This is a genomic window from Staphylococcus piscifermentans, assembly GCF_900186985.1.
Classification (GTDB): Bacteria; Bacillota; Bacilli; order Staphylococcales; family Staphylococcaceae; genus Staphylococcus; species Staphylococcus piscifermentans.
On sequence record NZ_LT906447.1, the window covers coordinates 1,166,823 to 1,179,409 of the forward strand.

General features: G+C 42.9%; 4 protein-coding genes, 28 tRNA genes and 3 rRNA genes. All 35 read left to right on the plus strand.

Features of this window, described 5'->3' with window-relative positions:
* Nucleotides 1-76: 76 nt before the first annotated feature.
* Nucleotides 77-532, plus strand: a complete 456-nt coding sequence (perR, locus tag CKV71_RS05275) for a peroxide-responsive transcriptional repressor PerR (RefSeq protein WP_095104564.1) — start codon at nucleotides 77-79, stop codon at nucleotides 530-532.
* Between the two features lie 766 nt (nucleotides 533-1,298).
* Nucleotides 1,299-2,850, plus strand: a 16S ribosomal RNA gene (locus tag CKV71_RS05280).
* Nucleotides 2,851-2,944: 94 nt separating this feature from the next.
* Nucleotides 2,945-3,021: transfer RNA gene (locus CKV71_RS05285), tRNA-Ile, on the plus strand.
* A gap of 20 nt (nucleotides 3,022-3,041) precedes the next feature.
* A tRNA-Ala gene (locus tag CKV71_RS05290) sits at nucleotides 3,042-3,117 on the plus strand.
* Nucleotides 3,118-3,282: 165 nt separating this feature from the next.
* Nucleotides 3,283-6,207: ribosomal RNA gene (locus CKV71_RS05295) — 23S ribosomal RNA — on the plus strand.
* 68 nt (nucleotides 6,208-6,275) lie between these two features.
* Nucleotides 6,276-6,390 (plus strand): 5S ribosomal RNA (gene rrf, locus CKV71_RS05300).
* Together the 16S, 23S and 5S rRNA genes with 28 tRNA genes alongside form the textbook arrangement of a ribosomal RNA operon.
* A gap of 11 nt (nucleotides 6,391-6,401) precedes the next feature.
* Nucleotides 6,402-6,477, plus strand: a tRNA-Val gene (locus CKV71_RS05305).
* A gap of 8 nt (nucleotides 6,478-6,485) precedes the next feature.
* Nucleotides 6,486-6,561: transfer RNA gene (locus CKV71_RS05310), tRNA-Thr, on the plus strand.
* A 5-nt stretch (nucleotides 6,562-6,566) separates the two neighbouring features.
* Nucleotides 6,567-6,642, plus strand: a tRNA-Lys gene (locus CKV71_RS05315).
* A gap of 8 nt (nucleotides 6,643-6,650) precedes the next feature.
* Nucleotides 6,651-6,732, plus strand: a tRNA-Leu gene (locus tag CKV71_RS05320).
* A 3-nt stretch (nucleotides 6,733-6,735) separates the two neighbouring features.
* Nucleotides 6,736-6,810 (plus strand) — tRNA-Gly (locus tag CKV71_RS05325).
* Between the two features lie 7 nt (nucleotides 6,811-6,817).
* A tRNA-Leu gene (locus CKV71_RS05330) sits at nucleotides 6,818-6,906 on the plus strand.
* Nucleotides 6,907-6,916: 10 nt separating this feature from the next.
* Nucleotides 6,917-6,990, plus strand: a tRNA-Arg gene (locus CKV71_RS05335).
* 12 nt (nucleotides 6,991-7,002) lie between these two features.
* Nucleotides 7,003-7,076 (plus strand) — tRNA-Pro (locus tag CKV71_RS05340).
* Nucleotides 7,077-7,092: 16 nt separating this feature from the next.
* Nucleotides 7,093-7,168, plus strand: a tRNA-Ala gene (locus tag CKV71_RS05345).
* Between the two features lie 30 nt (nucleotides 7,169-7,198).
* Nucleotides 7,199-7,272: transfer RNA gene (locus CKV71_RS05350), tRNA-Met, on the plus strand.
* Nucleotides 7,273-7,300: 28 nt separating this feature from the next.
* A tRNA-Ile gene (locus tag CKV71_RS05355) sits at nucleotides 7,301-7,374 on the plus strand.
* A gap of 12 nt (nucleotides 7,375-7,386) precedes the next feature.
* Nucleotides 7,387-7,479: transfer RNA gene (locus CKV71_RS05360), tRNA-Ser, on the plus strand.
* Nucleotides 7,480-7,495: 16 nt separating this feature from the next.
* Nucleotides 7,496-7,569: transfer RNA gene (locus CKV71_RS05365), tRNA-Met, on the plus strand.
* A 13-nt stretch (nucleotides 7,570-7,582) separates the two neighbouring features.
* A tRNA-Asp gene (locus CKV71_RS05370) sits at nucleotides 7,583-7,658 on the plus strand.
* Nucleotides 7,659-7,675: 17 nt separating this feature from the next.
* Nucleotides 7,676-7,751: transfer RNA gene (locus tag CKV71_RS05375), tRNA-Phe, on the plus strand.
* A gap of 3 nt (nucleotides 7,752-7,754) precedes the next feature.
* Nucleotides 7,755-7,830, plus strand: a tRNA-Thr gene (locus CKV71_RS05380).
* A gap of 4 nt (nucleotides 7,831-7,834) precedes the next feature.
* Nucleotides 7,835-7,918: transfer RNA gene (locus tag CKV71_RS05385), tRNA-Tyr, on the plus strand.
* Between the two features lie 15 nt (nucleotides 7,919-7,933).
* Nucleotides 7,934-8,007 (plus strand) — tRNA-Trp (locus CKV71_RS05390).
* Nucleotides 8,008-8,009: 2 nt separating this feature from the next.
* Nucleotides 8,010-8,082 (plus strand) — tRNA-His (locus CKV71_RS05395).
* Between the two features lie 11 nt (nucleotides 8,083-8,093).
* Nucleotides 8,094-8,165 (plus strand) — tRNA-Gln (locus CKV71_RS05400).
* A gap of 7 nt (nucleotides 8,166-8,172) precedes the next feature.
* Nucleotides 8,173-8,244: transfer RNA gene (locus CKV71_RS05405), tRNA-Cys, on the plus strand.
* A gap of 11 nt (nucleotides 8,245-8,255) precedes the next feature.
* Nucleotides 8,256-8,330, plus strand: a tRNA-Gly gene (locus CKV71_RS05410).
* A gap of 10 nt (nucleotides 8,331-8,340) precedes the next feature.
* A tRNA-Gly gene (locus CKV71_RS12415) sits at nucleotides 8,341-8,415 on the plus strand.
* Nucleotides 8,416-8,425: 10 nt separating this feature from the next.
* Nucleotides 8,426-8,500: transfer RNA gene (locus CKV71_RS12420), tRNA-Gly, on the plus strand.
* 10 nt (nucleotides 8,501-8,510) lie between these two features.
* Nucleotides 8,511-8,585, plus strand: a tRNA-Gly gene (locus tag CKV71_RS12425).
* Between the two features lie 5 nt (nucleotides 8,586-8,590).
* Nucleotides 8,591-8,675 (plus strand) — tRNA-Leu (locus CKV71_RS05415).
* Nucleotides 8,676-9,111: 436 nt separating this feature from the next.
* Nucleotides 9,112-10,170, plus strand: coding sequence for a PTS sugar transporter subunit IIC (locus tag CKV71_RS05420; protein ID WP_095104566.1), 1,059 nt, complete (start codon nucleotides 9,112-9,114; stop codon nucleotides 10,168-10,170).
* A gap of 186 nt (nucleotides 10,171-10,356) precedes the next feature.
* Nucleotides 10,357-11,832 (plus strand): ABC transporter substrate-binding protein/permease, encoded by a 1,476-nt coding sequence (locus CKV71_RS05425; protein ID WP_186824469.1) that lies wholly within the window; start codon nucleotides 10,357-10,359, stop codon nucleotides 11,830-11,832.
* Nucleotides 11,825-12,550 carry an amino acid ABC transporter ATP-binding protein gene (locus CKV71_RS05430; RefSeq protein ID WP_095104568.1) on the plus strand — a complete coding sequence of 242 codons (726 nt, stop codon included), beginning with the start codon at nucleotides 11,825-11,827 and terminating at the stop codon, nucleotides 12,548-12,550. Before CKV71_RS05425 ends, CKV71_RS05430 begins: the two co-directional genes overlap by 8 nt.
* Nucleotides 12,551-12,587: the final 37 nt, after the last annotated feature.

Here is a 12,587-nt window from a genome sequence, read left to right on the forward strand (position 1 = left end):
ATTGACATTTCGCTATCTTAACCGTTATATTAATATTAAGTAATAATTATTATTAAGTAGAAAGACGGTGGATTAGATGAGTGCAGAAATGGAATCTATTGAACATCAATTAGAGGACTCGATTGCATCTTTAAGAAACGCCGGAATCAGAATTACACCGCAAAGACAAGCTATCTTAAGATTTTTGATTTCAAGTGATACTCATCCAACTGCAGATGAAATTTATCAGGCACTGTCACCAGATTTTCCAAACATAAGTGTTGCGACAATTTATAATAACTTGCGTGTGTTTAAGAAAACAGGTATTGTCAACGAACTGACATATGGAGATGCATCTAGTCGCTTTGATTTTAATACACATAATCATTATCACGTAATTTGTGAAAACTGCGGAAAGATTGTTGACTTTCATTATCCGCAACTTCACGAAGTAGAACATTTAGCCCAACATGTAACAGGTTTCAAAATTTCCCATCATAGAATGGAAATCTATGGACTATGTCCAGAATGCCAAGAAAAAGAAGATCAATAAAAAGGTGAATACTCGATTCATTAAAGAAGAAATAGGAAAAAATAATTGATTAAGAATTATTTAGTGCCTATATAGGTAAAGCTGATCAGAATAGAGTTTAGTTTGATACAAGTAAACAATTATTCAAACAGTGGCTGCCTATTCAAAAAGCAGTCTGAGACATAAATATCTCAGACTGCTTCTTTTTATATTTCGTTTTCTAATGAATTTGAAGGAAGTTAACAGCTTTTTAATAAAAAGGGAGGCATATGAAAGTATTCATTTTTGAAAGGAAATGAATAAGTACACAAAATTTGAAAAGAAGAGGAGTACTGAATTACACGAATTGCACCATTGCACATCTAACAATGCAATCAATCACACAAGAGGTAATATTATACGAAAATTATTTAAGATTTTTATTGACTCATTCATTGCATCTTGATATGATGAATAGGTCGTTGAAACGGCACAGTAAATTTCAGATTGAGTTTTAAAAGTTCTAATTAAAAACTTTAACAAAGTGTAAATTTTACTATTGATTCTCGCTTGCAAACATTATAGAATGTTTATTGTTGAGAAAAACGAACGAGACAGAACGAAAAAAACAAATTAAAAAAGTTCTTGACTTCGCTTTTCAAGTTTGATATAATAGTTAAATGTAACACGAAAAAATGAACATTGAAAACTGAATGACAATATGTCAACGTTAATTCCAATTAACAAACGTCTTAAGACGTTTTAAAACAAATTAGTTTTTATGAGCTAGTCAAACAAATCATAAACTTTTATGGAGAGTTTGATCCTGGCTCAGGATGAACGCTGGCGGCGTGCCTAATACATGCAAGTCGAGCGAACAGACGAGGAGCTTGCTCCTCTGACGTTAGCGGCGGACGGGTGAGTAACACGTGGGTAACCTACCTATAAGACTGGAATAACTCCGGGAAACCGGGGCTAATGCCGGATAATATGCGGAACCGCATGGTTCCGCAATGAAAGACGGTTTTGCTGTCACTTATAGATGGACCCGCGCCGTATTAGCTAGTTGGTAAGGTAACGGCTTACCAAGGCAACGATACGTAGCCGACCTGAGAGGGTGATCGGCCACACTGGAACTGAGACACGGTCCAGACTCCTACGGGAGGCAGCAGTAGGGAATCTTCCGCAATGGGCGAAAGCCTGACGGAGCAACGCCGCGTGAGTGATGAAGGTCTTCGGATCGTAAAACTCTGTTATTAGGGAAGAACAAGTGCGTAGGTAACTATGCGCACCTTGACGGTACCTAATCAGAAAGCCACGGCTAACTACGTGCCAGCAGCCGCGGTAATACGTAGGTGGCAAGCGTTATCCGGAATTATTGGGCGTAAAGCGCGCGTAGGCGGTTTTTTAAGTCTGATGTGAAAGCCCACGGCTCAACCGTGGAGGGTCATTGGAAACTGGAAAACTTGAGTGCAGAAGAGGAAAGTGGAATTCCATGTGTAGCGGTGAAATGCGCAGAGATATGGAGGAACACCAGTGGCGAAGGCGACTTTCTGGTCTGCAACTGACGCTGATGTGCGAAAGCGTGGGGATCAAACAGGATTAGATACCCTGGTAGTCCACGCCGTAAACGATGAGTGCTAAGTGTTAGGGGGTTTCCGCCCCTTAGTGCTGCAGCTAACGCATTAAGCACTCCGCCTGGGGAGTACGGCCGCAAGGCTGAAACTCAAAGGAATTGACGGGGACCCGCACAAGCGGTGGAGCATGTGGTTTAATTCGAAGCAACGCGAAGAACCTTACCAAATCTTGACATCCTTTGACCGCTCTAGAGATAGAGTCTTCCCCTTCGGGGGACAAAGTGACAGGTGGTGCATGGTTGTCGTCAGCTCGTGTCGTGAGATGTTGGGTTAAGTCCCGCAACGAGCGCAACCCTTAAGCTTAGTTGCCAGCATTAAGTTGGGCACTCTAAGTTGACTGCCGGTGACAAACCGGAGGAAGGTGGGGATGACGTCAAATCATCATGCCCCTTATGATTTGGGCTACACACGTGCTACAATGGACAGTACAAAGGGCAGCGAAACCGCGAGGTCAAGCAAATCCCATAAAGCTGTTCTCAGTTCGGATTGTAGTCTGCAACTCGACTACATGAAGCTGGAATCGCTAGTAATCGTAGATCAGCATGCTACGGTGAATACGTTCCCGGGTCTTGTACACACCGCCCGTCACACCACGAGAGTTCGTAACACCCGAAGCCGGTGGAGTAACCTTTTAGGAGCTAGCCGTCGAAGGTGGGACGAATGATTGGGGTGAAGTCGTAACAAGGTAGCCGTATCGGAAGGTGCGGCTGGATCACCTCCTTTCTAAGGATATATACGGAACAGTTTCAATAGAAACTGACGGAATAACGTGACATATTGTATTCAGTTTTGAATGTTTATTCATTCATTATTAAATGGGCCTATAGCTCAGCTGGTTAGAGCGCACGCCTGATAAGCGTGAGGTCGGTGGTTCGAGTCCACTTAGGCCCACCATTTAAATTTAATACATGTATGGGGGCTTAGCTCAGCTGGGAGAGCGCCTGCTTTGCACGCAGGAGGTCAGCGGTTCGATCCCGCTAGTCTCCACCATATAAGATTTTAAATTGTACATTGAAAACTAGATAAGTAAGTAAAAATAGATTTTACCAAGCAAAACCGAGTGAATTAGAGTTTTAAAAGCTTTATTCATTTAAATGAATCGCTAGTAATCGATTTGCCTACGGCAAAGAAGATTACTCACATAATTAATAACGTGATTAAGTTATTAAGGGCGCACGGTGGATGCCTTGGCACTAGAAGCTGATGAAGGACGTTACTAACGACGATATGCTTTGGGTAGCTGTAAGTAAGCGTTGATCCAGAGATTTCCGAATGGGGGAACCCAGCACAAGTTATGTTGTGTTATCGACATGTGAATACATAGCATGTCCGAAGGCAGACGCGGAGAACTGAAACATCTTAGTACCCGCAGGAAGAGAAAGAAAACTCGATTCCCTGAGTAGCGGCGAGCGAAACGGGAAGAGCCCAAACCAATGAGCTTGCTCATTGGGGTTGTAGGACACTCTATACGGAGTTACAAAAGAATTGATTAGACGAATCGTACTGGAAAGTCGAACCAGAGAAGGTAAGAGTCCTGTAGTCGAAAGTCAATTCTCTCCTGAGTGGATCCTGAGTACGACGGAGCACGTGAAATTCCGTCGGAATCCGGGAGGACCATCTCCCAAGGCTAAATACTCTCTAGTGACCGATAGTGAACCAGTACCGTGAGGGAAAGATGAAAAGTACCCCGGAAGGGGAGTGAAAGAGAACTTGAAACCGTGTGCTTACAAGTAGTCAGAGCCCGTTAATGGGTGATGGCGTGCCTTTTGTAGAATGAACCGGCGAGTTACGATCTGATGCAAGGTTAAGCAGCGAATGCGGAGCCGCAGCGAAAGCGAGTCTGAACAGGGCGTTGAGTATTTGGTCGTAGACCCGAAACCAGGTGATCTACCCTTGGTCAGGTTGAAGTTCAGGTAACACTGAATGGAGGACCGAACCGACTTACGTTGAAAAGTGAGCGGATGAACTGAGGGTAGCGGAGAAATTCCAATCGAACCTGGAGATAGCTGGTTCTCTCCGAAATAGCTTTAGGGCTAGCCTCAAGTGATGATTGTTGGAGGTAGAGCACTGTTTGGACGAGGGGCCCCTCTCGGGTTACCGAATTCAGACAAACTCCGAATGCCAATCAATTTAACTTGGGAGTCAGAACGTGGGTGATAAGGTCCATGTTCGAAAGGGAAACAGCCCAGACCACCAGCTAAGGTCCCAAAATATATGTTAAGTGGCAAAGGATGTGGTATTGCCCAGACAACTAGGATGTTGGCTTAGAAGCAGCCATCATTTAAAGAGTGCGTAATAGCTCACTAGTCGAGTGACACTGCGCCGAAAATGTACCGGGGCTAAACATATTACCGAAGCTGTGGACTGTCCTTCGGACAGTGGTAGGAGAGCGTTCTAAGGGCGTCGAAGCATGATCGCAAGGACATGTGGAGCGCTTAGAAGTGAGAATGCCGGTGTGAGTAGCGAAAGATGGGTGAGAATCCCATCCACCGATTGACTAAGGTTTCCAGAGGAAGGCTCGTCCGCTCTGGGTTAGTCGGGTCCTAAGCCGAGGCCGACAGGCGTAGGCGATGGATAACAGGTTGATATTCCTGTACCGCCAATAATCGTTTTAAGCGATGGGGGGACACAGTAGGATAGGCGAAGCGTGCTGTTGGAGTGCACGTCCAAGCAGTAAGACTGAATGGTAGGCAAATCCGCCATTCATAAGGTCAAGCTGTGATGGGGAGAGGAAACATGTTTTCCTCGAGTCGTTGATTTCACACTGTCGAGAAAAGCCTCTAGCTAGAGATTTGGCGCCCGTACCGCAAACCGACACAGGTAGTCAAGATGAGAATTCTAAGGTGAGCGAGAGAACTCTCGTTAAGGAACTCGGCAAAATGACCCCGTAACTTCGGGAGAAGGGGTGCTCTTTAGGGTTCACGCTCTGAAGAGCCGCAGTGAATAGGCCCAAGCGACTGTTTATCAAAAACATAGGTCTCTGCTAAACCGTAAGGTGATGTATAGGGGCTGACGCCTGCCCGGTGCTGGAAGGTTAAGAGGAGTGGTTAGCTTCTGCGAAGCTACGAATCGAAGCCCCAGTAAACGGCGGCCGTAACTATAACGGTCCTAAGGTAGCGAAATTCCTTGTCGGGTAAGTTCCGACCCGCACGAAAGGCGTAACGATTTGGGCACTGTCTCAACGAGAGACTCGGTGAAATCATAGTACCTGTGAAGATGCAGGTTACCCGCGACAGGACGGAAAGACCCCGTGGAGCTTTACTGTAGCCTGATATTGAAATTCGGCACAGCTTGTACAGGATAGGTAGGAGCCTTGGAAACGTGAGCGCCAGCTTACGTGGAGGCGTTGGTGGGATACTACCCTAGCTGTGTTGGATTTCTAACCCGCGCCATTGATCATGGCGGGAGACAGTGTCAGGCGGTCAGTTTGACTGGGGCGGTCGCCTCCTAAAGTGTAACGGAGGCGCTCAAAGGTTCCCTCAGAATGGTTGGAAATCATTCATAGAGTGTAAAGGCATAAGGGAGCTTGACTGCGAGACCTACAAGTCGAGCAGGGTCGAAAGACGGACTTAGTGATCCGGTGGTTCCGCATGGAAGGGCCATCGCTCAACGGATAAAAGCTACCCCGGGGATAACAGGCTTATCTCCCCCAAGAGTTCACATCGACGGGGAGGTTTGGCACCTCGATGTCGGCTCATCGCATCCTGGGGCTGTAGTCGGTCCCAAGGGTTGGGCTGTTCGCCCATTAAAGCGGTACGCGAGCTGGGTTCAGAACGTCGTGAGACAGTTCGGTCCCTATCCGTCGTGGGCGCAGGAAATTTGAGAGGAGCTGTCCTTAGTACGAGAGGACCGGGATGGACATACCTCTGGTGTACCAGTTGTCGTGCCAACGGCATCGCTGGGTAGCTATGTATGGACGGGATAAGTGCTGAAAGCATCTAAGCATGAAGCCCCCCTCAAGATGAGATTTCCCAACTTCGGTTATAAGATCCCTCAAAGATGATGAGGTTAATAGGTTCGGGGTGGAAGCATAGCGATATGTGGAGCTGACGAATACTAATCGATCGAAGACTTAATCCAATTTCAAGTTTTGATTGGTAAATTGATTTTACTTACTATCTAGTTTTGAATGTATAAGCATTCTATTGTCTGGTGACAATGGCAAAGAGGTCACACCTGTTCCCATGCCGAACACAGAAGTTAAGCTCTTTAGCGCCGATGGTAGTCGGACTTACGTTCCGCAAGAGTAGGACGTTGCCAGGCAATTATTAAATGGAGAATTAGCTCAGCTGGGAGAGCATCTGCCTTACAAGCAGAGGGTCGGCGGTTCGAACCCGTCATTCTCCACCATTTAAATAGCCGGCCTAGCTCAACTGGTAGAGCAACTGACTTGTAATCAGTAGGTTGGGGGTTCAAGTCCTCTGGCCGGCACCATCTCAGAGCCATTAGCTCAGTTGGTAGAGCATCTGACTTTTAATCAGAGGGTCAGAGGTTCGAATCCTCTATGGCTCACCATTTAAATAGCGGGTGTGGCGGAATTGGCAGACGCACTAGACTTAGGATCTAGCGCCGCAAGGCGTGGGGGTTCGACTCCCTTCACCCGCATTTGCAGAAGTAGTTCAGCGGTAGAATACGACCTTGCCAAGGTCGGGGTCGCGGGTTCGAATCCCGTCTTCTGCTCCATTATTTTGCCGGGGTGGCGGAACTGGCAGACGCACAGGACTTAAAATCCTGCGATAAGTGATTATCGTACCGGTTCGATTCCGGTCCTCGGCACCAATTAAATTATGCGCCCGTAGCTCAACTGGATAGAGCGTTTGACTACGGATCAAGAGGTTATGGGTTCGACTCCTATCGGGCGCGCTTTTATTTCTACGGGAAGTAGCTCAGCTTGGTAGAGCACTTGGTTTGGGACCAAGGGGTCGTAGGTTCGAATCCTGTCTTCCCGATAACCTTAGAAAATATGGGGGCTTAGCTCAGCTGGGAGAGCGCCTGCTTTGCACGCAGGAGGTCAGCGGTTCGATCCCGCTAGTCTCCACCATATTTATTATTTACAACATAACTTTACAATGGCGGTGTAGCTCAGCTGGCTAGAGCGTACGGTTCATACCCGTGAGGTCGGGGGTTCGATCCCCTCCACCGCCACTCATTATTAGTTGTAGCATTATATATTGGACCTTTAGCTCAGTTGGTTAGAGCTAACGGCTCATAACCGTTCGGTCGCAGGTTCGAGTCCTGCAAGGTCCATATAATTTTTTAGGAGGAATACCCAAGTCCGGCTGAAGGGATCGGTCTTGAAAACCGACAGGGGCTTAATGGCCCGCGGGGGTTCGAATCCCTCTTCCTCCGCCATTATAAATTTTATTACCGCGGGATGGAGCAGTTCGGTAGCTCGTCGGGCTCATAACCCGAAGGTCGGTGGTTCAAATCCGCCTCCCGCAATTTTATTATGTCTGGTCTCGTAGTGTAGCGGTTAACACGCCTGCCTGTCACGCAGGAGATCGCGGGTTCGATTCCCGTCGAGACCGCCATTATATTTAATAATTATGGTTCAGTAGCTCAGTTGGTAGAGCAATGGATTGAAGCTCCATGTGTCGGCAGTTCGACTCTGTCCTGAACCACCATTTGCCGGCCTAGCTCAACTGGTAGAGCAACTGACTTGTAATCAGTAGGTTGGGGGTTCAAGTCCTCTGGCCGGCACCATCTTGGAGGGGTAGCGAAGTGGCTAAACGCGGCGGACTGTAAATCCGCTCCTTCGGGTTCGGCAGTTCGAATCTGCCCCCCTCCACCATCTTAATAATTTAATAGGGGCATAGTTCAACGGTAGAATAGAGGTCTCCAAAACCTTTGATGTGGGTTCGATTCCTACTGCCCCTGCCATGGCGACTGTGGTGAAGTGGTTAACACATCGGATTGTGGTTCCGACATTCGTGGGTTCGATTCCCATCAGTCGCCCTTAATATTAATGGGCTATAGCCAAGCGGTAAGGCAACGGACTTTGACTCCGTCACTCACTGGTTCGAATCCAGTTAGCCCAGTTATTTTGGCGGCATAGCCAAGTGGTAAGGCCAAGGTCTGCAAAACCTTTATTCACCGGTTCAAATCCGGTTGCCGCCTTCATGAAATATGCGGGAGTAGTTCAACTCTTAGAATACATTCCTTCCCGGAATGAGATATAGGTGCAAATCCTATCTTCCGCTCCATTAAAATTTTGCGGGAATAGTTCAACTTTCAGAACACGTTCCTTCCCGGAACGAGGTATAGGTGTAAATCCTATTTTCCGCTCCATATATAATATGCGGGAGTAGTTCAACTCTCAGAACACATTCCTTCCCGGAATGAGATATAGGTGTAAATCCTATCTTCCGCTCCATTAAAATTTTGCGGGAGTAGTTCAACTTTCAGAACACGTTCCTTCCCGGAACGAGGTATAGGTGTAAATCCTATCTTCCGCTCCAATTTAGCCGGCGTGGCGGAATTGGCAGACGCGCGGGACTCAAAATCCCGTTCCAGTCAATGGAGTGTCGGTTCGACCCCGACCGCCGGTATTTTGATAAAAACATTTAGAGTGTTTTAAAAGTAGGAATCTTGTTAAATCAAGGTTTCTACTTTTTTTATGCGCATAAAGAAGAAACTTTTTGGCCACACGGTGGTCACATTGGACACATTTAAAAGTGTACTTTGGCCACAATTTTGGTCATATTTGGCTAATACTTTTTGGGATTTTTTGTCGATTTAATGCGTTTCTTTTATAAATGACAATAATCTTTTATCATTAATTTCTTACAACACTCCTTCATTTTGTTAACACATTCTTTATTCTTTTTACAAATATGCGTCTACTATCATTGTTTCTTAGTATTCTCAGTTTTCTTTTAGGCCCAATTTAATCAAGTACAATAATGAAAATTTACATTGTAGCTGAGGTTACTTTGTTATAGAATATTATACATAGTTTAAGAACGGAGGATATATTAACAACTTATGGCTAAATCAGAAATGAATGTGAAAGTATTTTTTAGTAATATTTTAAATGCCGTTGGAGCGGGTGTGGTGATTGCATTACTGCCTAACGCTTTATTAGGTGAACTTTTGAAGTTTTTTAAAGATGGAAATGAATATTTAGAAACGATTTATCAAATTGTAATTACGATTCAATCATTTATGGCGTTTATAATTGGGATATTAGCTGCACATCAATTTAAGTTTAATGGAGCTGGAGCAGCAATGATTGGGACTTCTGCTATGATTGGATCCGGTGCAGTAGTTATCAGCAAACAAGGAGTTGCGCTTAAAGGTATTGGAGATATTATTAACATCATTCTTGTAGTTATGATTGCTTGTCTATTGTTTTTAATTTTCTCTGGCAGATTAGGGTCACTTGAAATGATTTTACTACCAGTTATTATACCTGTAGTTTCTGGATTTATAGGATTAGTAACGTTACCTTATATTTCTCATATTACTAAAGCGATTGGTAGTTTAATTAATTCATTTACAGAATTAAATCCATTATTAATGAGTATTTTAATTTCAATTACATATTCATTATTGATGGTAACTCCAATTTCATTAGTGGCTATTGCAACGGCGATTGGATTGACTGGTCTTGGAAGTGGTGCAGCTAACTTAGGTATTGTTGCTGCCTGTATCACATTCTTATGGGGATCATTACGTGTTAACAAATTAGGAGTGAATCTCATATTAATTATTGGGGCTGCTAAAATGATGATACCTGTTTATTTCAAGCATTTGATTATTGCGGTGCCGTTAGCGATAAATGGTTTGATTACCGGTATCATTGCGTACTTACTTAAAGTACAGGGAACACCAATGTCGGCTGGATTTGGCTACACTGGTTTAGTAGGACCTATTAATGCATTTGCCAGAATGAAAGGTGACCCTACAATGAATATTATTTTATTAGCGTTCGGTTACTTCATTATTCCATTTGTACTTGGCTTTGTAGTACACCAAATTTGCAAAAAAGTAATTCCTGGCTATAGTGATGAAATTTATAAATTTGAATTACCTAAAAATTAGAGCTTGGAAGCTGAGGCATTATATCAATGTCTCGGCTTTTTATGTTGTCTGTCTATTATTAATTCTAGCTTATTTTCTTTTTACGGAAAGGTCATCACAATTATTTGTCAGAAAATTTTAAAAATAGTATTGCATAATAATACGCATAAATGTATAATAATTCCAAGAACAAGGAGGCTTGCAACTATGGGAAGTAAACAAGTAATGTACACATTGAAAATTGTAACGAGTTTGCTTTTGATATTTACAATTGTTTTTTCAACATTTGGAGTGAAAGCAAACGCTGCAGAGCAGGATAAGAATTGGGACAAAATTAAGGAAAGAGGAGTTTTAAGAGTAGGGCTTTCTGCTGATTATGCACCATTAGAATTTGAAAGTCATAAGAATGGTAAACGTGAATATGCAGGTATTGATATCGAAATTGCTAAGAAAATCGCAAAAGATAACGGTTTGAAATTAAAAATTGAAAATATGAACTTTGACAGTTTGTTAGGTGCTTTAAAGACTGGGAAAATAGATATGATTATTTCAGGAATGACACCGACACCTGATCGTAAAAAAGAAGTAGACTTTTCTGATTCATATTTAAAATCTTCGCAAACAATGGTCGTGAAAAAAACAGATATCGATAAGTACAAATCTTTAAAGGACTTTGCAAATAAACGAATCGGCGCTCAAAAACAAACGACGCAAGAACAACTGGCTAAAACCGAAATTGAAAATGCAGATGTTCAATCAATGACCCGTCTGCCAGAAGTCATATTATCACTGAAAAGCAATAAAATTGACGGAGCTATTATCGAGGGACCGGTTGCCGAAGCTTACTTAAAGCAAAATCCTGAATTAGGGTTTGCTAAAGTTAAGTTTTCAGAACCTGACAAAGATACTTGTATAGCTGTAGCAAAAGACTCACCGGTTTTTCTAGATCATTTGAATACTTCAATTAAGAATATTAAAGATCAAGGATTGATTGAAAAATATAAAGATACAGCGGCACAAGCTATGGATGAGGACGGGAATTTCTTCACTAAATATAGTTCTTTCTTTATAACTGGTATTAAAAACACGATATTGATTTCGATTGTGGGAGTAGTTTTAGGGGCATTCTTTGGTGCTTTACTAGCTTTAATGAAATTAAGCTCCTTCAAACCTTTAAAATGGTTAGCAACTATTTATATTGAGTTTATCAGAGGTACACCGTTGCTGGTACAAGTATTCTTAGTCTTCTTCGGAACAACAGCAGCTCTTGGATTGAATATATCTGCGATGATATGCGGGATGATAGCGATGGTAGTTAACTGTGCAGCTTATATCGCTGAGATTATAAGAGCGGGTATTAATGCTGTTGATAAAGGGCAAACCGAAGCGGCAAGAAGCTTAGGATTAAGTTATGGTCAAACTATGAAAACTATTATTTTGCCTCAAGCTATTAAGAACATCTTGCCGGCTTTAGGTAATGAATTTGTAACTGTAATTAAAGAATCGTCAATTGTATCTGTTATTGGTGTAAGTGAAATTATGTTCAATGCGCAAGTGGTTCAAGGAGCATCTTTCGATCCATTTACACCTTTGTTAGTTGCAGCAATCTTATACTTCATTTTGACATTTGTATTGTCTAGAGTGATGTATTTCTTTGAAGGGAGAATGAAAGTCAGTGATTAATATTAAGAAACTCAAAAAAAGTTATGGCACCAATGAAGTATTAAAAGGAATTGATTTAGAGGTCGACAATGGTGAGGTTGTGGCTATCATTGGACCTTCTGGAGGCGGTAAGAGTACATTATTAAGATGTATTAATTTGCTTGAACAACCAGACGATGGAGAGATTATCTTTGAAGGCAATAATATTTTGAATAAAGATGTTAAACTCAATGATTTACGTCAAAAAATGGGAATGGTATTTCAAAACTTTAATCTTTTTCCACATAAAACAGTAATTGAAAATGTGATGCTAGCTCCTCATTTATTAAAAAAGGACTCAACTGCAAATCTGAAAAAAGAAGCTTTGGAACTATTGAAAAAAGTAGGTCTGGAAGATAAAGGCGACAGTTATCCATCTCAGTTATCTGGTGGACAGAAACAAAGGGTTGCAATCGCCAGAGCTTTAGCAATGCATCCAGAGGTCTTACTATTTGATGAACCTACTTCAGCATTAGATCCAGAGGTAGTTGGTGATGTATTACAAGTTATGAAAGAATTAGCTAAAGAGGGAATGACCATGGTAGTTGTAACACATGAAATGGGATTCGCTCACGATGTCAGTAACAAGGTAGTATTTATGGCAGATGGGGTAGTTGCAGAATCAGGATCACCATCAGAAATCTTTGAGCATCCTACACACGAAAGAACAAAGCAATTTTTGCAACGCGTACTTAATTAAGTTTATAAAATAATTTTTCATAAAGACTGAGACATAA

Bases quoted from the DNA above. Each gene is read 5' to 3' on its own strand.
- perR (WP_095104564.1), top strand. From the start codon at position 77: ATGAGTGCAGAAATGGAATCTATTGAACATCAATTAGAGGACTCGATT.
- CKV71_RS05420 (WP_095104566.1), top strand. From the start codon at position 9,112: ATGGCTAAATCAGAAATGAATGTGAAAGTATTTTTTAGTAATATTTTA.
- CKV71_RS05425 (WP_186824469.1), top strand. From the start codon at position 10,357: ATGGGAAGTAAACAAGTAATGTACACATTGAAAATTGTAACGAGTTTG.